Annotated in this window: 17 protein-coding genes and 1 pseudogene; 16 read left to right on the top strand and 2 right to left on the bottom strand. The window is 60.8% G+C overall.

All coding sequences use genetic code 11. The features are described from left to right. Positions 1-20 precede the first annotated feature (20 nt). The 4 genes from FX982_RS06750 (at position 21) to FX982_RS06735 (ending at position 3,799) form a co-directional block, all read left to right on the top strand. Entirely contained in the window at positions 21-1,031 is a 1,011-nt protein-coding gene (locus FX982_RS06750; protein ID WP_172610086.1) for a sulfate ABC transporter substrate-binding protein, read from the top strand. A gap of 68 nt (positions 1,032-1,099) precedes the next feature. Further along, a complete protein-coding gene (cysT, locus tag FX982_RS06745; protein WP_172610085.1) occupies positions 1,100-1,921 on the top strand; it encodes a sulfate ABC transporter permease subunit CysT in 822 nt (273 codons plus the stop codon). Positions 1,922-1,933: 12 nt separating this feature from the next. Further along, complete coding sequence (cysW, locus tag FX982_RS06740) at positions 1,934-2,806, top strand: sulfate ABC transporter permease subunit CysW (protein WP_065990981.1); 873 nt, start codon at positions 1,934-1,936, stop codon at positions 2,804-2,806. A 3-nt stretch (positions 2,807-2,809) separates the two neighbouring features. After that, the gene (locus FX982_RS06735; RefSeq protein WP_172610084.1) at positions 2,810-3,799 is read left to right on the top strand and encodes a sulfate/molybdate ABC transporter ATP-binding protein; all 990 of its coding nucleotides are present in this window, start codon (positions 2,810-2,812) and stop codon (positions 3,797-3,799) included. Positions 3,800-4,037: 238 nt separating this feature from the next. Here the strand turns inward: FX982_RS06735 and FX982_RS06730 are convergent, their stop codons facing one another. Beyond that, complete coding sequence (locus FX982_RS06730) at positions 4,038-4,574, bottom strand: DUF962 domain-containing protein (protein WP_172610083.1); 537 nt, start codon at positions 4,572-4,574, stop codon at positions 4,038-4,040. A gap of 106 nt (positions 4,575-4,680) precedes the next feature. Between FX982_RS06730 and FX982_RS06725 the strand changes: the two genes are divergently transcribed. Continuing rightward, positions 4,681-5,391, top strand: a complete 711-nt coding sequence (locus FX982_RS06725) for a Crp/Fnr family transcriptional regulator (RefSeq protein ID WP_172610082.1) — start codon at positions 4,681-4,683, stop codon at positions 5,389-5,391. A gap of 12 nt (positions 5,392-5,403) precedes the next feature. Here FX982_RS06725 and FX982_RS06720 read toward each other — a convergent pair whose 3' ends face one another. After that, positions 5,404-6,411: an AraC family transcriptional regulator gene (locus FX982_RS06720; protein WP_172610081.1), complete on the bottom strand. Its 1,008-nt coding sequence runs from the start codon at positions 6,409-6,411 to the stop codon at positions 5,404-5,406. 110 nt (positions 6,412-6,521) lie between these two features. On the opposite strand from FX982_RS06720, the gene FX982_RS06715 reads away from it, so the two are divergent. The 11 genes and pseudogenes from FX982_RS06715 (at position 6,522) to FX982_RS06665 (ending at position 20,193) form a co-directional block, all read left to right on the top strand. Beyond that, positions 6,522-7,592, top strand: a complete 1,071-nt coding sequence (locus FX982_RS06715) for a fatty acid desaturase (RefSeq protein ID WP_172610080.1) — start codon at positions 6,522-6,524, stop codon at positions 7,590-7,592. Between the two features lie 292 nt (positions 7,593-7,884). Then, entirely contained in the window at positions 7,885-8,466 is a 582-nt protein-coding gene (locus tag FX982_RS06710) for an alpha/beta hydrolase (protein WP_172610079.1), read from the top strand. Positions 8,467-8,601: 135 nt separating this feature from the next. Further along, a pseudogene (locus FX982_RS06705) lies at positions 8,602-9,417 on the top strand (sigma 54-interacting transcriptional regulator); the annotation flags it as partial. A gap of 215 nt (positions 9,418-9,632) precedes the next feature. Beyond that, a complete protein-coding gene (locus tag FX982_RS06700) occupies positions 9,633-10,421 on the top strand; it encodes a MetQ/NlpA family ABC transporter substrate-binding protein (RefSeq protein ID WP_172610077.1) in 789 nt (262 codons plus the stop codon). A gap of 306 nt (positions 10,422-10,727) precedes the next feature. Continuing rightward, positions 10,728-11,621: a TauD/TfdA dioxygenase family protein gene (locus tag FX982_RS06695; protein ID WP_172610076.1), complete on the top strand. Its 894-nt coding sequence runs from the start codon at positions 10,728-10,730 to the stop codon at positions 11,619-11,621. A gap of 14 nt (positions 11,622-11,635) precedes the next feature. Then, the gene (locus FX982_RS06690; RefSeq protein WP_438826303.1) at positions 11,636-12,517 is read left to right on the top strand and encodes an ABC transporter ATP-binding protein; all 882 of its coding nucleotides are present in this window, start codon (positions 11,636-11,638) and stop codon (positions 12,515-12,517) included. 39 nt (positions 12,518-12,556) lie between these two features. Beyond that, complete coding sequence (locus tag FX982_RS06685; RefSeq protein WP_172610075.1) at positions 12,557-13,423, top strand: ABC transporter permease; 867 nt, start codon at positions 12,557-12,559, stop codon at positions 13,421-13,423. Between the two features lie 87 nt (positions 13,424-13,510). Then, on the top strand, positions 13,511-14,539 hold the full coding sequence (locus FX982_RS06680) for an ABC transporter substrate-binding protein (protein WP_172610074.1): 1,029 nt from the start codon (positions 13,511-13,513) through the stop codon (positions 14,537-14,539). Positions 14,540-14,867: 328 nt separating this feature from the next. Further along, positions 14,868-16,007, top strand: a complete 1,140-nt coding sequence (locus tag FX982_RS06675; protein WP_172610073.1) for an efflux RND transporter periplasmic adaptor subunit — start codon at positions 14,868-14,870, stop codon at positions 16,005-16,007. Then, complete coding sequence (locus FX982_RS06670) at positions 16,004-17,074, top strand: efflux RND transporter periplasmic adaptor subunit (protein WP_172610072.1); 1,071 nt, start codon at positions 16,004-16,006, stop codon at positions 17,072-17,074. Before FX982_RS06675 ends, FX982_RS06670 begins: the two co-directional genes overlap by 4 nt. After that, on the top strand, positions 17,071-20,193 hold the full coding sequence (locus FX982_RS06665; protein ID WP_172610071.1) for an efflux RND transporter permease subunit: 3,123 nt from the start codon (positions 17,071-17,073) through the stop codon (positions 20,191-20,193). Before FX982_RS06670 ends, FX982_RS06665 begins: the two co-directional genes overlap by 4 nt. Positions 20,194-20,200: the final 7 nt, after the last annotated feature.

Genomic DNA, 20,200 nt, shown 5'->3' with positions numbered 1-20,200 from the left:
TTTGTCCAGGAGCCTGATTCATGTCCATTCGTCGTTATGCGCTGGCCGCGCTCGCCAGTGCGGTGTTTGCCGGTTCTGCTGTCGCCAAGGATTTCACCCTGCTGAACGTCTCTTACGACCCTACGCGCGAGCTGTATCAGGACTACAACGCCGAATTCATCAACTACTGGAAAAAATCCCATCCGGGCGACACCGTGAAGATCAACCAGTCCCACGGTGGATCGGGCAAGCAGGGCCGCTCGGTGATCGACGGCTCGCCTGCCGACGTGGTGACGCTGGCGCTCGCCGGCGACATCGACGAAATCGCCAAGCTGGGCAAGACCGTTCCCGCGGACTGGCAAACCAAGCTGCCGGACTCGAGCACCCCGTACACCTCGACCATCGTGTTCCTGGTGCGCAAGGGCAACCCGAAAGGCATTCATGACTGGGCCGACCTGATCAAGGACGGCGTGTCGGTGATCACGCCAAATCCGAAAACCTCGGGCGGCGCGCGCTGGAATTTCTTGGCCGCTTACGGCTATGGCCTGAAATCCAATGGCGGCGATGAAGCCAAGGCTAAGGAATACATCGGCAAGCTGTTCAAGCACGTGCCTGTGCTGGACACCGGTGCGCGCGGTTCGACCATCACTTTCGTCAACAACGGTCAGGGTGATGTGTTGCTGGCGTGGGAAAACGAAGCCTTTCTGGCGCTGAAAGAAGACGGCGGCGCCGACAAGTTCGACATCGTCGTACCTTCGCTGTCGATTCTGGCCGAACCTCCCGTGGCCGTTGTCGAGAAGAACGCCGAGAAGCACGGCACCACCGAGATCGCCACTGAATACCTCAAGCACCTGTACAGCAAGGAAGGTCAGGAAATCGCGGCGAAAAACTTCTATCGTCCTCGTGACACAGAAGTCGCGGCCAAGTACGAGAAGCAGTTCCCTAAACTGAATCTGCTGACCATCGATAAAGATTTCGGCGGCTGGAAGTCGGCTCAACCCAAGTTCTTCGATGACGGCGGTGTGTTCGATCAGATCTATATCCCGCAGTAACTGCAGCGCCCCACGGAATAAAAGGACCCGGACTTGTTCCGGGTAACGTGTGTAAACCAAGGACTTTTATGTCGCGACGCATATCCCCCGTCATACCCGGCTTCGGGCTGACGCTGGGCTACACATTGGTGTACCTCAGTCTGATTGTGCTGATACCGCTTGCGGTCATGTTCATCCACGCGTCCCAGCTGAGCGCCGTTCAGTTCTGGAACATCGTCACGGCGCCTCGCGTGCTCGCAGCGCTCAGGTTGAGTTTCGGCACCGCGTTTTTCGCAGCGATCATCAACGGCGTCATCGGCACGCTGCTGGCCTGGGTGCTGGTGCGTTACACCTTCCCCGGTCGCAAGATCATCGACGCGATGATCGATCTGCCCTTCGCATTGCCCACCGCCGTGGCCGGTATCGCGCTGACCGCGCTGTACGCGCCGAATGGTTTCATCGGCCAGTTCGCTGCCGATATGGGCATCAAAATCGCTTACACCCCGTTCGGCATCACCCTGGCGTTGACCTTCGTCACCCTGCCGTTTGTGGTGCGCACGGTTCAGCCGGTGCTGGCGGACATCCCCCGGGAAGTCGAAGAAGCCGCGGCGTGCCTTGGCGCAAAACCCCTTCAGGTGTTTCGTCACATCCTCGTGCCGGCCTTGTTGCCTGCCTGGTTGACCGGCTTCGCGCTGGCTTTTGCCCGGGGTGTCGGTGAGTACGGCTCGGTGATTTTCATCGCCGGCAACATGCCGATGAAGACCGAAATCCTGCCGTTGCTGATCATGGTCAAGCTCGACCAATACGACTACACGGGCGCCACGGCGATTGGCGTGATGATGCTGCTGGTCTCGTTCGTGCTGTTGCTGCTGATCAATCTGTTGCAGCGACGCATCGAAACCCCTAACTGAGGAGGCGCACCTATGTCTGATTCATCGCTCATTGCTGCGTCCTCCGCCAATGCTGCCCGTCGTGGCAGCGCGGTGTCGCGGCGCATTCTGATCGGCCTTGGCTGGTTGGTCTTCGCGTTCTTCCTGTTGCTGCCGTTGGTGGTGGTGATCGGCCAGGGCTTGAGTAACGGCCTCGGCGGATTCTTCGCGGCCATTCTGGAGCCCGACGCGCTGTCGGCCCTCAAGCTCACCGTGTTCGCAGTGCTGATTTCGGTACCGCTCAACGTGGTCTTCGGCGTCGCCGCAGCCTGGTGCGTGAGCAAATACTCGTTCCGCGGCAAGGCAATTCTGGTCACGTTGATCGACCTGCCGTTCTCGGTCTCACCAGTAATCGCCGGTTTGATTTACGTGCTGATGTTCGGTGCCCGTGGCGTGTTCGGCCCCTGGCTGCAGGAGCACGACATCCAGATCGTCTTCGCCCTGCCGGGTATCGTATTGGCGACCATCTTCGTGACGGTGCCGTTCGTGGCCCGCGAACTGATCCCGCTGATGCAGGAGCAGGGCACCCAAGAGGAAGAAGCCGCGCGCCTGCTGGGTGCCAATGGCTGGCAGATGTTCTGGCATGTGACCGTCCCTAACATCAAATGGGGCCTGATCTACGGCGTGGTGCTGTGTACCGCGCGGGCCATGGGTGAGTTCGGCGCGGTGTCAGTGGTGTCCGGCCACATTCGCGGCGTGACCAATACCCTGCCGCTGCATGTCGAGATTCTCTACAACGAGTACAACCACGTGGCTGCATTTGCCGTGGCGAGCCTGTTATTGATCCTTGCGCTGTTCATCCTGCTGCTCAAGCAGTGGAGCGAAGCGCGCATTAGCCGTCTGCGCAAAAACGCGGCGGAGGAATAATTCATGTCGATCGAAGTCCGTAACGTCAGCAAGAATTTCAACGCCTTCAAGGCCCTCGACGGCATCAGTCTGGATATCCAGAGTGGCGAGCTCGTGGCGCTGTTGGGCCCGTCCGGCTGTGGCAAGACCACGCTGCTGCGCATCATTGCCGGGCTGGAAACGCCGGACAAAGGCAGCATCGTGTTCCACGGCGAGGATGTCTCCGGTCACGACGTGCGTGATCGCAACGTGGGTTTCGTGTTCCAGCACTACGCGCTGTTTCGCCACATGACGGTGTTCGACAACGTCGCCTTCGGCCTGCGCATGAAGCCGAAGAACCAGCGCCCGAACGAGAGCCAGATCGCCGTCAAAGTGCATGAACTGCTGAATATGGTGCAGCTGGACTGGCTGTCGGATCGTTATCCGGAGCAATTGTCGGGCGGCCAGCGTCAGCGGATTGCCCTGGCCCGTGCGTTGGCAGTTGAGCCCAAGGTATTGCTGCTGGACGAGCCGTTCGGCGCGCTGGATGCCAAGGTGCGCAAGGAGCTGCGTCGCTGGCTGGCGCGGCTGCACGAAGACATCAACCTGACCTCGGTATTCGTGACCCACGACCAGGAAGAAGCCATGGAAGTCGCGGACAGGATCGTGGTGATGAACAAGGGTGTGATCGAGCAGATCGGCTCGCCCGGCGATGTCTACGAGAACCCAGCCAGTGATTTCGTGTATCACTTTCTGGGTGATTCAAACCGCCTGCACCTGGGCGAAGACAACCACGTGTTGTTCCGCCCCCACGAAGTGTCGCTGTCCCGGCATGAAGTGGAAGGGCACCACGCAGCGGAGGTACGGGACATCCGTCCGTTGGGCGCCACGACCCGTGTGACGCTGAAAGTCGAAGGGCAACCCGAGCTGATCGAAGCGGAAGTCGTGAAAGACCACGACAGCCTGACCGGACTGGCGCGCGGCGAGACGTTGTTCTTCAAGCCGAAGGTCTGGCAGAAGCGGGAGAGCATCTAGTTCGCTCTCTAATCAAATGGACAGCTCGGCCACCGCGCTGTCTGGGGGTAAATACAAATCTTGTGGGAGCGAGCTTGCTCGCGAAGAGGCTATTACATCCGCTAGATTTTCAGCGGCTGGAATCCAGCCTTCGTGAGCAAGGTGGAGCGCCACCCCGGTCACTCCCACATTCCTTTATCCGCGGGGACATCAGCGATGTCCTTCGACGATCGATCTGACTGGTTGTTAAAACACAGTTCTAAACCGCAGCCTTCTTCAAATCCCGCCGGTGCGTCTTGCCCACTCGCGCCTCGATGGCGTGCTGCAACTTCTTTCTCATTCCCAGCAGAAAAGCCGCTTCGGCGACGACAAACAGCGGGCCGATGATCAGGCCTGTGAGGTCGTCGACAAACGCGGGCTTGCGGCCCTCGTAATAATGGCCCACAAACTGAATAACCCAACCGAGTACGAACAACCCGACGCCTGCGCTAAGCCAGACCATGGTGCTCTGTTGCGCCAGGTGTGCGCCGAGCCACAGACACAGCGCGAGCAGGACACCCATCAGTACGCCGAAGAAGGCATCCAGCCGCAGGTAGAAAAGCGTCGCGGCCAGACTCACCAGCAAGGCGGGGGACACCCAAATCCCGCCGAGGGACCAACTGGTCCAGCCGGGGCGTGACAACAGCACGGCCACCGCAATCACGATCAGGGGAATGCCGACGAAGTGGGTGACGATATTGCGGGTGTCGCGGTGGTAGGCCGCGTACTGGCTGAGATGATCGACGAGGTTTTTCATTGTTATTCCTCTATGGATGCGTGGATCATGCCGCTGATTTTTTAGGCTGAGCCCGCGGGACGGTTCAGCCTGCAACAAAAACGCCGGCTATCAAAAGGAGATTCACATGACGAATGGAACCCAATGGCGCTCATGGTTTATCAACGACCGATGGTTCCGCGATCTGCCTGCGCTGTTGCAGGATAGCTTGCTGACCGGCATGCGGCAGCGCCGGGTGACGCCCGGCAAATCGATCTTCCAGCGGGGGGATCCGGCGCCTGGCCTGTACGCGTTGCTCACGGGCTCGTTGCGCATCAATCCCCTCAAACCGCAGCAAGCGGACATGCCCCCGGCAGAAGGCTATCGGCCGTTCTGGTTTGGCGAGGCCTCGTTGTTCGACGACCTGCCCGCGACCCACGATGTGTTCGCCCAGGACGCGGTCATTCTCCTGCACATGTCCCATGCGCCACTCAAGCAACTGCTGACAGATCACCCGCCGTTGTGGCGCCATTTTCGCGAGCTGCTGGGGCGCAAGCTCGGGCTCGCCGTCCCCGCCCTTGAAGACATCACCCTGATGCCCACCGAGGAACGCGTGGCGTTTCGGCTGCTGATGCTGGCCGAAGCCTACGGCGAGATGGATCGTTCGGTGCGCAGCGTGCCTCTGTCCGACATGGCCTCCAATCGCTGCCTCGGGCTGAGCGCTGAGGTGGTCAAACGGGTACTTGGCGCGTTCGCCGAACGGCAAATCGTGCGCCGCGATCACGACCTGATCCATGTGCTGGACACCGAATGGCTGCGCGAGACGGCGCTTCATCGCCTGACCGGCGCAGGCGCGTGATGGCGTCGCCGGTCAGCGATTCATACCTTCGCGGTACTGGCTGGGCGTCATGCCGGTCCAGCGCTTGAACGCGCGGCTGAAACTGCTGGTGTCAGCGAAGCCGAGCAGATAGGCCACTTCACTGAGCGAGCAACCGGGGTCGCGCATGTGTTGCAGCGCCAGATTCTGCCGGCACTGATTGAGCAGCAGATCGTAGCGACAACCTTCGTCGGCCAAGTGGCGCTGAAGGCTGCGCAAGCTCAGGTGCAGCGTGTGGGCGATGTGCTCGGCGGACGGCTCGCCTTCCGGCAATTGAGTTTCGATGGCGCCGCGCACCTTGCGCTCCCAGGTCAGTGCGCTGAGTTGCTCCAGGGTGCGGTTGAGCACGGCCTCGTTGTGCTCGGCCAGCTCGGGATTGGCGTCGTCCAGATGGCTGTCGAAATCCTCACAGGAGAAGATCAGCAGGTTCTCCGCCGCACCGAAGAACAGCGGCGCACGAAAGACGGCATGCCACGGCTGCGGATCTTCCGGTTGCGGCCGCATCAGGTGCACTGCCAGCGGCGCGTAATGACGCCCCAGGCGGTTGCGGCAGGTGCGCACGTAGATTGCGGCGAAGGCGTCCATCGCCTCATTGGCCGGCATCGGGCTGCCGTCGGGCACGCGGAAACGAAACTCGTAATGCTCGTCCACGCGTTCAAAACTCATGACCAGCGCGTCGCTCACCACCGGGTGATAACGCACGATGCGCTCGAACACCTCACGCAACGAGCCGCTGGCGACCAGCGCGTAACCGAGCGCATGGAAAGTCGTCGGGCTGACGAACCGTGACACCCGCAAGCCCAGCGCTGGATCGCCACTGGCCTGCACGGCGAGTTCCCAAAAACGGGTGGTCACTGTCACCGGGTATCGCGCGTTGGGATTATCCATCAGTTGCGGATCCAGGCCCGCAGCCTGGCTCAGCGCGAGACTGTCGAGGCCGAGGGCATCGAGTTGCTTGCGCAGGGCGCGGGTCCAGCTGGCGAGGATGCTCGGCTCAGGCATATAGGTTGGCGCTTCCGGTCTACAGATTGGCGTTCACGGTCAGGCAACTTCCCTCCTGAAGCGGCACAGTGGTGCCACGTTTTCTCATCCTGAAACCGGAGAATGGAAGCATGCACGACACTTCTGCAAGTGCTGCCGGACTGAATGCACAACAACGATCAGCGCATATTCGTGCGGTGGTGTCCGCCCATGGCGCCGTGCTGCGAGAACGGTATCCAGTGCTGCGGCACCAGGACGCCATCGGCGCCGGCATCCTGTGCTTCGCACTCATCGGCATGATCGGCAGCGCGGCGCTCTATCTCGGGGGTTACCTGGCCTGGTGGGCGTGTCTGCTGCTGAATGCGTTCCTCGCTTCGCTGACCCACGAGCTTGAACACGACCTGATCCACAGCATGTATTTCCGCAAGCAGCGCGTGTCCCACAACCTGATGCTGGCGCTGGTCTGGCTGGCGCGTCCGAGCACGATCAATCCCTGGATTCGGCGGCACCTGCACCTCAATCACCACAAGGTGTCCGGGACCGAGGCGGATATGGAAGAGCGCGCTATCACCAATGGCGAGCCGTGGGGCTTGGCGCGGCTGTTGATGGTGGGCGACAACGTCATGTCGTCGCTGATCCGCATGCTGCGGGCGAAAACCTGGACGCATAAATTCAGCATTCTGAAGCGCACCCTGCGTGTCTATGCGCCGCTGGCGCTGCTCAATTGGGGCGCTTGGTACGTGTTTCTTGGCTTCCATGCCGCCAACGGCATTGCCGGCCTGATGGGCAGCTCGATTGACTGGTCGGCGAATACGCTGGCGGTCATGCACGTCATCGACGTCGCTGTCGTGGTTTTGGTGGGTCCGAACGTGCTGCGTACCTTCTGTCTGCATTTCGTCAGTTCGAACATGCATTACTACGGCGACGTCGAGATGGGGAATGTCATGCAGCAGACCCAAGTGCTCAATCCGTGGTGGATGTGGCCGATGCAGGCGTTCTGCTTCAACTTCGGCAGCACCCACGGTATTCATCACTTCGTGGTGAAGGAGCCGTTTTACATCCGTCAGATGACGGCGCCCGTTGCGCACAAGGTGATGGCCGAAATGGGGGTGCGCTTCAATGATTTCGGCACCTTCGGACGGGCGAACCGGTTTGAACGGGTGGCCGAGAATGACCCGGTGCTCAAGCCTGCGCGGGGTTAATACCTGGCGGCCCATTGCGCCAGTCTCGCCGGCTTGTGGGGAATTTCTCCGGATAAAAATTTCTGTAACAACCGTCCCTTAATCTCTGCTCATCCCCGGCGAGCTGGGGGCAGACAGCGTGATTCTCAGGGTCACCCCTTTAAGGCAGGGGGTGGCCCTCTTTTTTGCGCCGTCCCCTGAAGTCGCGGCATATGTTTTCGAGCTATTAATAAATAGCTTCTTATTCTTTTTCGAATATATGTCCGATCCCTATACTCGCCCCCATGAACGCAGCATGCAGGAGGCGAAGGCCATGCATAACGAATCGATCCGTTACCTGATCGTGCCAGGCTGGCAAGGATCTGCCGACGACCATTGGCAAACCCACTGGCAGAACAGCCTGCCCAACAGCGTGCGTGTGGAGCAGGCCGACTGGCTCAAGCCGCGTCGAGAAGATTGGGTGGGTGAGCTGCAACGCGTTATCGCCTCTGACAGCACGCCGGTGATTCTCATCGCCCACAGCCTGGGTTGCGTCACCGTCGCCCATTGGGCGCAGCTGGCGCCACTGGCGAGTTTGGGTCAGGTGCGCGGCGCCCTGCTGGTGGCCCCCGCTGACGTCGAACGGCCCAATTGCCCGCCTGCTATTCGTAATTTCGCGCCGATTCCCGAGCACCTGCTGCCGTTCCCGACCCAAGTCGTCAGCTCGGACAACGATTCAGCCGTCAGCGCGTTGCGCGCGATGGAGATGGCCCGCAACTGGGGCGCGGAAATCGGCATCCTCAGCGGCGCGGGTCATATCAACGTGAAGTCCGGCCATCAACGCTGGGAACAGGGTTTCGCTTACCTGTACCGGCTGCAAGGGCGCATCGAACATTTCAACCGCCGCCGCGCATGACCACCGCGTTCGCGCCGGTTGTTGCGCTTGGGACCTCTTTTCTCACGATCACTTTCGCCGCAGTGAACCGACAGGCGCTGCGGCCTTTTTTTTAAAAACGCTTCGGTCAATGGATGGCCGGGGCGGGAGCCTGCCATGAGCCTTTCCGACATTTCGAGCAACCCGCTGTTGACCTTCCCTGATGCTGAAAAAAGCCCGCTGAGCATCCGCGCCAAGGCCTTGGTGTTCATCGATCCGCGATCGCGCCAATTGCGTGAAGAGATGGAGCTGCTGGCGCCGCTGGACTTGCCGGTACTGATCCGCGGCGAATCCGGCACAGGCAAGGAATTGCTGGCGCGTCATATTCACCGTGGCAGCGACCGGGCCGGGTTGTTCGTATCGGTCAACTGCGGTGCTATCAGCTCGACCTACGCCGACGCCGAGTTGTTCGGGTACGCCGCTGGCGCCCATAGCGGTTCTGCCAGCAGTCGGGCCGGCTGGTTCGGCTCCGCAACGGGCGGCACGCTGTATCTGGATGAGATCGCCGATCTGCCCATGGCCATTCAGATAAAGTTGTTGGCCGCGTTGGAGAACCACGAAGTCACCCGCGTCGGCGCCACGCAGCCCAGCCAGGTCGACGTCAGGCTGGTCGCCGCGACCAGCATCGATCTGCGCCTGGCTGTCGCCGCCGGCAAATTCCATGAGCGGCTTTATCGCTACTTGAACGAAGGACGCCTCGACCTGCCGGCGTTGCGCGAGCAGCCGGGCAACATCCTGCCATTGGCCGAGTACTTCCTGGGGATTTACAGCCAGCGCTTCGATTTCGAGATGCCGTTGATCAGCGAAGACGCGCAGCGGGTGCTCGAAGCCCATTACTGGCCGGGCAACACGCGGGAGCTGGAGAACGTCATCCACTTCGCGCTGCTGGTCAGCAGCGGCGCGGAGATCCTGCCCGAGCATCTGAATCTGCCTGTTCGCTGATGGCGCTTCGGCCTTGGCGCCAAGCAGCGGGTGGCAAAATGCTCACTGAGAACGAAAAAGCATAACCATCCGACTAAAAAGTATTGTCTCGGAATAAAAAATCTCGGTACTGTCCGCATCAGCCGCCACCCTGCCAAGGGCCGATCCCGCGGCAGACCGAAGACAAGTCGCCTACGAGGCGACCCGATTTCTATTAAGGACATCGCATGAAGAAGACGTTTTTGTTCACCGCACTGGCGGCTGCTCTCTCCCTGGGCATCAGCGCTGCTCAAGCGGCCGAGAAGCTCGTCGTGGGCGCCACCGCTGTTCCGCACGCCGAGATCCTCGAGCTGATCAAGCCTGAACTGGCCAAAGAAGGCGTGGACCTGCAGATCAAGGTCTTCACTGACTATGTGCAGCCGAACGTGCAACTGAACGAGAAGCGTCTGGACGCCAACTACTTCCAGACCAAGCCTTACCTGGACGGCTTCAACAAAGGCAAGGGCGCCACCCTGGTGACCGGCGTCGGCGTACACGTCGAACCGTTCGGCGGCTACTCGAAGAAGTGGAAGTCCATCGATCAGTTGCCTGAAGGCGCAACCGTTGCCATTCCGAACGAAGGCAGCAACGCCGGCCGCGCCCTGCTGCTGTTGCAGAAGAACGGCCTGATCACCCTGAAGGACCCGACCAACGCCTTGTCGACGCCAAAAGACATCGCCACCAACCCGAAGAAACTGAAATTCCGCGAGCTGGAATCGGCGCTGCTGCCGCGCGCGCTGGATCAGGTTGACCTGGATCTGATCAACACCAATTACGCGCTGGAAGCCAAGCTCAGCCCTAAAAAGGATGCGCTGATTCTGGAAGGTGCCGACTCGCCGTATGTGAACTACCTGGTGACCCGTACCGACAACGCCCATACCGACGCGATCGAGAAGCTGTCCAAGGCGTTGACCAGCCAGCAAGTCAAAGACTTCATCAACAAGAAGTACGACGGCGCGGTATTGCCGGCGTTCTGATGAAGGCCTGAACGCGCGATTGCAGCGGGTTCATTGATAAAAACGCGCTTGCCCGCCGCTGTTCCCGCTCCGCTGACGCATTGTCATCGGGTGCAGGGAATGGTGCCGGGCAAGCGCGTTTTTTGCGTTCAGAGCTCATGGATCGTCAGCATTCATCGGCTTGCGACTGCGCTGATGACGATGATGGCCGACGGCCGTCCCTAGGTCGTTCGGCGCTATGCATATGCTCTAACGATATTTAAAATTCACTTCTTATAGCTTTAAAGTCCTCCCTCCTCAGCCACACCTTTTGGAGTCGGAGTTCTCATGCCAGCAGCCTCCCACGCGTCTTCCGAGCAAGCGCCCGGTCAGCCGTTCGATGTGCGTCCATTCGCCGAAAAGGTGGGCGCGGAAATCGTCGGTCTGGATCTGTCCCGTCCGCTCAACGACGCTGATTTTGCCCGCGTGCACCAAGCGCATCTCGATTATCACGTTGTCGTTTTTCGCGATCAGCACATCACTCCACAGCAACAGATCGATTTCAGCCGCCGTTTTGGCGTTCTACAGATTCACGTGCTTAAGCAATTCCTGCTCGCCCATCATCCCGAGATTCTGATCGTCTCCAATATTGTCGAGAACGGTCAGCCGGTCGGGCTGGGCGATGCCGGCAAATACTGGCACTCGGATCTTTCCTACAAAGAGCTGCCGAGCCTGGGCTCGATGCTCTACGCCCAGGAGCTGCCAAGCGAAGGCGGCGACACCCTGTTCGCTGACATGCACCTGGCCTGGGACACGCTGCCTGAGCACCTGCGCAAAGCCGTGGAAGGGCTCAGCGCCGTACACAGTTACACCTCGCGCTACAGCCATGGGCATAACGCCGATAACTGGCGCCCGACCCTCAGCGCTGAACAGTTGGCCCAGGTCGCGGTGGTCAGCCACCCGATCGTGCGTACCCACCCGGAAAACGGGCGCAAGGCGCTGTTCGTCAGCGAAGGCTTCACGACCCACATCGTCGGCCTGCCGGAAGACGAGAGTCAGGCGATTCTGACTGAGCTGTACGCCCACAGCGTTCGCCCGGAAGGCGTTTACCGCCACAAGTGGCAGGAGAACGACATGGTGTTTTGGGACAACCGTTCGCTGATTCATCTGGCCGGTGGCACGCCCGACCACCTGCGCCGTCGCCTTCACCGCACCACCATTCAGGGCGATGCGCCGTTCTGATTCAGGAGAGCTCCATGAACGCTGTTCTGCAAAGCCACACGGCTAGCGATCGCTTGAACGCGCAACAGGCCAATCAGCCCACCGCTGAAGCGCTGCTGCAAGTACAGGGCGTCAGCCTTGAATACCGCACGCCGGAACGCGTGGTGCGGGCCACCCATCAAGTCAGTTTTGAAATCGATCCGGCCGACCGTTTTGTCCTGCTTGGCCCGTCGGGCTGCGGCAAGTCAACGCTGCTCAAGGCCGTGGCCGGGTTCATTCAGCCCAGCGAAGGGCAGATTCGTCTGGCCGGCCAGGAGGTAAAGGAGCCGGGGCCGGACAGAATTGTGGTGTTTCAGGAATTCGACCAGTTGCCGCCATGGAAGACGGTGATCCAGAACGTCATGTTTCCGCTGCTGGCTTCGCGCACCCTTAAGCGTCGTGAAGCCGAGGAGCGTGCGCGGTATTACCTGGAGAAAGTCGGCCTGAGCGCTTTCGCCGATGCCTATCCCCATACGTTGTCCGGCGGCATGAAGGCGCGCGTGGCGATTGCCCGGGCGCTGGCGATGCAACCCAAGATCCTGCTCATGGACGAGCCCTTCGCCGCGCTTGATGCGTTGACTCGCCGCAAGATGCAGGAAGAGCTGCTGGAGCTGTGGGAAGAGGTGCGCTTCACGCTGCTGTTCGTGACCCACTCCATCGAAGAAGCACTGGTGGTGGGCAACCGGATTCTGCTGCTCTCGCCCCATCCTGGCCGAGTGCGCGCCGAGATCAACAGCCATCAGTACAACTTGAAGAGCCTCGGCGGCGTCGAGTTTCAGGCCTCTGCGCAGCGCATTCACCGGCTGCTGTTCGATGAGGGCGAAGCGCCTGCGGTCGAGCCGGATCTGCGGTTTCAGGATGTTCGTATTGCCTACTGATCGCGGTCAGCCGAGCTGCTTAATCAAGAGATGTCACCCATGAGCCTTTCACCCCCTCTGCGGGAAGAATACGAAGTCGTGCTGGAGCCTTTCACTCAGGAAGATCTGGCCCGCGACATTCCCCTCGCGCAACGCATCTGGCAGGTCAGTTGGGTGCGCAAGGCCGTCATCCTCGCCGCCCTGGCAATCATCTGGGAAATCGCCGCCCGCATTCAGGGCAACGACCTGCTGCTGCCGAGCTTTCTGCAAACCGCTTCGGCGTTTATCGACGGCATCGCCAGCGGCGAGTTGCTGACCAAGGTCTGGATTTCCCTGACAGTCCTGGTCAAGGGCTACCTGATCGGCATCGTCCTTGCGTTCGGCCTGACCACGCTGGCGGTGTCCACTCAACTGGGTCGCGACCTGCTCGGCACCCTGACGGCGATGTTCAACCCGTTGCCGGCCATCGCGCTGCTGCCGCTGTCGCTGCTGTGGTTTGGCCTGGGTGAGAACAGCCTGATCTTCGTGCTGGTGCACTCCGTGCTCTGGGCGCTGGCATTGAACACGTACGCGGGGTTTCTCGGCGTCTCTGAAACCCAGCGCATGGCCGGGCGCAACTATGGCCTCAAGGGCCTGCGGTTCGTCTGGTACATCCTGATCCCCGCTGCGCTGCCGTCGATTCTTGCTGGCCTGAAGGTCGGCTGGGCGTTTGCCTGGCGAACCCTCATCGCCGCAGAACTGGTGTTCGGTGCGTCTTCGGGCAAGGGCGGTCTGGGCTGGTACATCTTTCAGAACCGCAACGAGCTGTACACCGACAAGGTGTTCGCGGGTCTGGCGGCGGTGATCATCATCGGTCTGCTGGTGGAAAACCTGCTGTTCAGCAACGTCGAGCGCCTGACCGTGAAGCGGTGGGGCATGCAGCGTTGATCTGCTTTATCAAACGAACACTCCGCCTTGTGGCCGCTTGATAGGCAATGAGGCTGTCACCCCTTTCGCCTTCATCGTGAGAAATGTATGAATTTTCCAAAGAGAGTTGCACCGTTCAAGCGCCCGACACTGACCACGCTCGCCGCCGCACTGGGGCTGGCCTTGTTGAGCAACGGCGCTCACGCTGAAGGCAGGATCAGCATCGCCCAGCAGTTCGGCATCGGTTATCTGATTCTGGACGTCGTTCAGCAGCAGAAGCTGATCGAGAAGCACGGCAAGGAGCAGGGCCTGGACATCAAGGTCGACTGGAACAGCATTTCCGGCGCCACCGCGATGAATGAGGCCCTGCTGGCTGGCGCGCTGGACGTCGTGTCGGCGGGCGTTCCGCCGATGCTGACCATCTGGGACCGGACCAAGGGCAAGCAGAACGTCAAGGCGATCGCCTCGCTGGGCTCGATGCCCAATTACCTCCTCAGCAACAACCCGAACGTGAAAACCCTCAACGACTTCACCGAAAAGGACCGCATTGCGGTGCCGGCAGCGGGCGTGGGTTTCCAGTCGCGCACCTTGCAGATCGAGACCGCCAAGCTGTTCGGGAATGACAATTTCAAGAAATTCGACAATATTTCGGTCAGCCTGCCGCACCCGGATGCTACGTCGGCGTTGATTGCCGGCGGTTCTGAGATCAGCGCGCACTTCTCCAGCCCGCCATTTCAGTATCAGGAGCTGGAAAACCCTAAGGTGCATAAAGTGCTGAGTTCGTACGATGTACTGGGCGGCCAGGCGACGTTCAACGTGCTCTACACCACCCAGAAATTCCACGACGACAATCCGAAGACCTACAAAGCGTTTTACGACGCACTGGCCGAGGCCGAGAAGATCATCAAGGCCGATAAGCCTGCGGCGGCGAAGACCTATATCGACGTCGAGAAATCCAAGCTGCCGTTGCCGCTGGTGGAGAAGATCGTCTCCGATCCTGAAATCGACTTCACCGTCGTGCCCCAGCGCACGTTCATTTACGCCGAAAAACTGCACGAGCTGGGTGTGCTGAAAAACAAGGCCGACAGCTGGAAGGATTTCTTCTTCGAAGAAGCCCACGGTGGCGCGGGGAGCTGATCCTCACTGTTTGTCGTGCTGTTTAGATGAGCCAGATAGAAGTGGCGGTGTGTCAATGCCGCCGCCTTCGCGACCGTCGTAACCTCCGATTGCTCCTACAGGGAATTTGCGTCCGCCCCCGACATTGGGCTTGGCACAAACTTGTGGGAGTGAGCTTGCTCGCGAATGCATTGTGTTAGCCCACGTCCCGGCATACATTGCGCCTGCGTTCCGCGCGCCCATATCAAGGTGGGTCAAGGAACCCTGATCAACGCTCACAGTCGCATGATCACATCGCTACGGCGTCCGGCGGCGCGGTGTCGCAACGGCATTGGCACAAGGAGCTTGCATGCCCGCCCAACCCCTCTTTTTTCATGGTCGTGTGACCGTTCTCTCCCTCGGTCTGTGCCTGGCCATTCTTGCTGGCTGTGAGAAGGAAAAGCCCCAGGAACCGGTGCGCGCACGCGTGCAGGCGCAGGAGGTCAAGACGGCCGATTTCGCCGCAGACGTGGCGCTGACCGGCGATGTTCAGGCGCGGGTGCAGACGCAACTTTCGTTCCGCGTGGGCGGAAAGATCATTCAGCGTTCGGTCGATGTCGGCGATCGGGTGTCGGCCAAACAAGTGCTGGCCAAGCTCGACCCCAAAGACCTGCAGACCAACGTCGACTCGGCCATCGCTGCCGTCGCCGCCGAGCAGGCCCGCGTGAAGCAAACCTCCGCTGCTTTCGTGCGTCAGGAAAAGCTCTTGCCCAAGGGCTACACCAGCCGCAGTGAGTACGACTCGGCACAGGCGCAATTGCACAGCAGCCAGAGCGCGCTCAAAGCCGCCCAGGCGCAACTGGCCAATGCCCGCGAGCAACTGAGTTACACCGCCTTGATCGCCGATGCGCCGGGCATCATTACCGCGCGGCAGGCCGAAGTCGGCCAGGTCGTGCAACCGACGGCACCGATCTTCAGCCTGGCCCGCGATGGCGAGCGCGACGCCGTGTTCAACGTTTACGAGTCGCTGTTCGTCAACCCGCCGACCGACCAGCCGGTCGAAGTGACGCTGCTGGACAACCCGAAGGTCAAGGCCGTCGGCAAGGTGCGCGAAGTCACGCCAGCCGTATCGGCGCAAACCGGCACGCTGCAAGTGAAGATCGCCCTCACCTCGCTGCCGCCGGGCATGGACCTGGGTTCGGTGGTCAGCGCTGCCCTGAGCGTGCCGGCCAGGACCAGCGTCGAGCTGCCATGGTCCGCGCTGACCAAAGGCCTGGGCGATCAGCTCGGCAAGCCGGCGGTGTGGGTGGTCGATGGGGATAACAAGGTCAGCCTGCGCAGCGTCACGGTCGGGCGCTACCTGACCGGCAAAGTGATCATTGTCGACGGTCTGAAGAATGGTGAAAAAGTGGTCGTTGCCGGTAACCAGTTGCTGCACCCGGACATGCAGGTGGAGCTTGCCGACGTGTACCCCGATGCCTCGAAACAGCCGACAGGAGCCCAGCAATGAAGCGCTTGTCGGGGGTTGTGCTGGCGGGCCTGTTGTTGAGCGCATGCAGCAAGGAAGAGCCGCCGCCCGAGCCGGTTCGGCCGGTCCTGTTCATCGAGGTGAAGCCACAGGCGCAGGAAAACCTGGGTCGTTTTGCCGGCAATATTGCCGCGCGCTATGAAAGCACCCTGGGCTTTCGCGTATCGGGACGCATCGCCCAGCGCAGCGTCGATGTCGGTGCACAGGTCAAGAAGGGCGACATGCTGGCGGTGCTCGACCCGACTGACCAACAGAATCAGGTGCGCTCGACCCAGGGCGATCTGGCCCGGGTCGAAGCCCAGCTGATCAACGCCCAAGCCAACGCCCGTCGCCAACAAGAGCTGTTTGATCGCGGTGTTGGCGCCCAGGCCGCGCTGGATGTCGCGGTCACTGACCTGAAAACCACCCAGTCGTCCTACGATCAGGCCAAGGCCGCGATGCAGCAGGCTAAAGACCAGCTGAGCTACAGCGAACTGCGCGCCGATCACGATGCCGTCGTCACCGAATGGAAAGTCGAAGCCGGCCAGGTAGTCAGCGCAGGTGAGCAGGTGGTGACGCTGGCGCGCCCTGACATCAAGGAGGCAGTCATTGACCTGCCGGCGCAACTGGGTGAGCAACTGCCCAGCGACGTCGTGTTCACGGTCGCCAGCCAGTTGGAGCCGGAGATCAATACCACCGCGACGGTACGCGAACTCGAGCCCCAGGCCGAAAGCACCACCCGCACCCGTCGCGCACGTTTGACCCTGGCGGATACGCCAGCGGCCTTCCGTTTGGGTACGGCGATCAGTGTGACCCTCAGCTCGGCGATCAAACCGCGCATCGAGCTGCCCGCCACGGCCGTGCAGGAAGTCGACGGCAAGACCCAGATCTGGATCATCGACATGCAAAACCAGACAGTCTCGCCACGCGCGGTCAATATCGTCAGCCGCAGCAATGGCTCGGCGATCCTGGACGGTGGCGTCAACAACGGCGATCACGTGGTAACCGCCGGGGTCAACAGCCTCAAGCCGGGGCAGAAAATCAAAGTCGATAAGGAAAGCCCGCGATGAAAGGGACGTTCAACCTCTCCGATTGGGCAATCAAGCATCAGTCTTTCGTTTGGTACCTGATGTTCGTCGGCCTGCTGATGGGCGTGTTTTCCTACATGAATCTGGGCCGCGAAGAAGACCCTTCGTTCACCATCAAGACCATGGTCATACAAACCCGCTGGCCGGGCGCGACCGTGGACGAAACCCTGGAGCAGGTCACCGACCGCATCGAGAAAAAGCTCGAAGAACTCGACTCCCTCGACTATGTGAAGAGCTACACCCGGCCGGGCGAGTCCACGGTCTTCGTTTACCTGCGCGACACCACCAGCGCCGGGGCCATACCCGACATCTGGTATCAGGTGCGCAAGAAGATCGACGATATTCGCGGGCAGTTCCCTCAAGGCCTGCAAGGGCCGGCGTTCAACGACGAGTTCGGTGACGTTTACGGCTCGATCTACGCCTTCACCTCCGACGGCCTGACCCTGCGCCAGTTGCGCGACTACGTGGAGCAAGTGCGCGTCCAGATCCGCGACGTGCCGGGCCTGGGCAAAGTCGAAATGATCGGCGAGCAGGATGAAGTGCTGTACCTGAACTTCTCCACCCGCAAACTGGCGGCCCTGGGGCTTGATCAGCGTCAGGTCGTGCAGAGCCTGCAATCGCAGAACACCGTGACGCCCGCCGGGGTCATCGAAGCCGGGCCTGAGCGAATTTCGGTGCGCACCTCCGGCCAGTTCGCGTCGGAAAAAGATCTTGAGAACGTCAACCTGCGCCTCAACGATCGCTTCTACCGCTTGAGCGATATTGCCGAAATCACGCGCGGCTACGCCGATCCGCCCAAGCCGCTGTTCCGCTTCGACGGCAAGCCCGCCATCGGCCTGGCCATCGCCATGAAGAAGGGCGGCAACGTTCAGGAGTTCGGCAAGCAGCTGCATGAACGCATGAGCGCCGCGACCGCGGACCTGCCGATTGGCGTCGGCGTTCATGTGGTGTCCGATCAGGCACAGGTGGTCGAGAAGGCCGTTGGCGGTTTCACCAGCGCGCTGTTCGAGGCCGTGGTGATCGTGTTGATCGTGAGCTTCATCAGCCTCGGCATGCGCGCGGGGCTGGTGGTTGCCTGCTCGATCCCGCTGGTACTGGCGATGGTCTTTGTGTTTATGGAATACAGCGGCATCACCATGCAGCGTATTTCCCTGGGCGCCCTGATCATTGCCCTTGGCTTGTTGGTCGATGACGCGATGATCACGGTGGAGATGATGGTGTCGCGCCTCGAAAAAGGCGACACCAAAGCCCAGGCCGCGACCTATGCCTACACCTCGACGGCCTTCCCGATGCTCACCGGTACGCTGGTGACGGTCGCGGGCTTCGTGCCAATCGGCCTAAACGCCAGTTCGGCAGGGGAATACACCTTCACCCTGTTCGCTGTGATTGCCGTCGCCATGTTGGTCTCGTGGGTCGTCGCCGTGCTGTTTGCGCCGGTGATCGGCGTGCACATTCTCAGCGAGAACGTGAAGAAGCACGACGAGAACGCCAAGCCCGGACGCATCGCAAGAGCCTTCAACGGATCAATGTTCTGGGCCATGCGCCATCGCTGGCTGACCATCATCATCACGATCTTGCTGTTTGCCACGTCGCTGTTCTGCATGCGCTTTGTGCAGAACCAGTTCTTCCCTTCATCGGACCGCCCCGAGATTCTGGTCGATCTCAACCTGCCGCAAAACGCCTCGATCAACGAGACGCGCCGCGCGGTGGACAAGCTCGAAGCTTCACTCAAGGACGATCCGGACATCGTCAGCTGGAGCACGTACATCGGCGAAGGCGCGGTGCGTTTCTACCTGCCGCTGGATCAGCAGTTGGAAAACCCGTACTACGCGCAGTTGGTGATCGTCAGCAAAGGGCTGGAAGAGCGCGGGGCGTTGACCGAGCGTTTGAAAAAGCGCCTGCGTGATGAATTCGTCGGCATTGGCACTTACGTGCAGCCGCTGGAAATGGGGCCGCCGGTAGGGCGTCCGATTCAGTACCGGGTCAGCGGCGACAACATTGACCAAGTCCGCCAGCACGCCATCGAACTCGCCACCCTGCTCGACCAGAATCAACACATCGGCGAAATGATCTACGACTGGAACGAGCCGGGTAAAGTCCTGCGTATCGACATCAATCAGGACAAGGCGCGGCAGTTGGGATTGTCGTCCGAGGACGTTGCGCAACTGATGAACAGCATCGTGACCGGCTCGGCAGTGACTCAGGTGCGCGATGACATCTACCTGATCAACGTCGTCGGGCGTGCGGTGGATTCCGAGCGCGGGTCGCCGGAAACCCTGCAGAACCTGCAGATCGTCACGCCGCAGGGCACCTCGATTCCGCTGCTGGCCTTCGCCAATGTGCGTTATGAGCTGGAGCAGCCGCTGGTGTGGCGTCGTGATCGCAAACCGACGATCACGCTCAAGGCCGCAGTACGCGACGAGATGCAGCCGACCGATCTGGTCAAGGAGCTCAAGCCCGAGATCGACAAGTTCGCCGCCGGTTTGCCGGTGGGCTACAAGATCGCCACTGGCGGTACGGTGGAGGAGAGCGGCAAGGCGCAAGGGCCGATCGCCAAGGTCGTGCCGTTGATGATCTTCCTGATGGCGACGTTCCTGATGATCCAGCTGCACAGCGTGCAGAAGATGTTCATCGTTGCCAGCGTGGCGCCGTTGGGGTTGATCGGCGTAGTGCTCGCGCTGGTGCCGACCGGGACGCCCATGGGCTTTGTGGCGATCCTCGGAATTCTTGCACTGATCGGCATCATCATCCGCAACTCGGTGATTCTGGTGACCCAGATCCACGAATACGAGGTGGCCGGTTATCTGCCGTGGGACGCGGTGGCGGAAGCGACTGAACACCGTCGTCGACCGATCCTGCTGACCGCCGCGGCGGCGAGCCTGGGCATGATCCCCATTGCCCGCGAAGTGTTCTGGGGGCCGATGGCCTATGCAATGATCGGCGGGATCATCATCGCCACCTTGCTGACGCTGTTGTTCCTGCCGGCGCTGTACGTGGCCTGGTACAAGATCAAGGAGCCGAGTGACGAGGAGCGTCAGAAAGCTGAGCGAGAGAAGGCTGAACACGAGAAGGCGGGCGAGGAGACTCCACAACAGCCGTGATTTAGGA

Source organism: Pseudomonas graminis (assembly GCF_013201545.1).
Lineage (GTDB): Bacteria > Pseudomonadota > Gammaproteobacteria > Pseudomonadales > Pseudomonadaceae > Aquipseudomonas.
The sequence above is the reverse complement of the archived record's forward strand: the minus strand, read 5'-3'. Positions and strand labels throughout refer to the sequence as shown.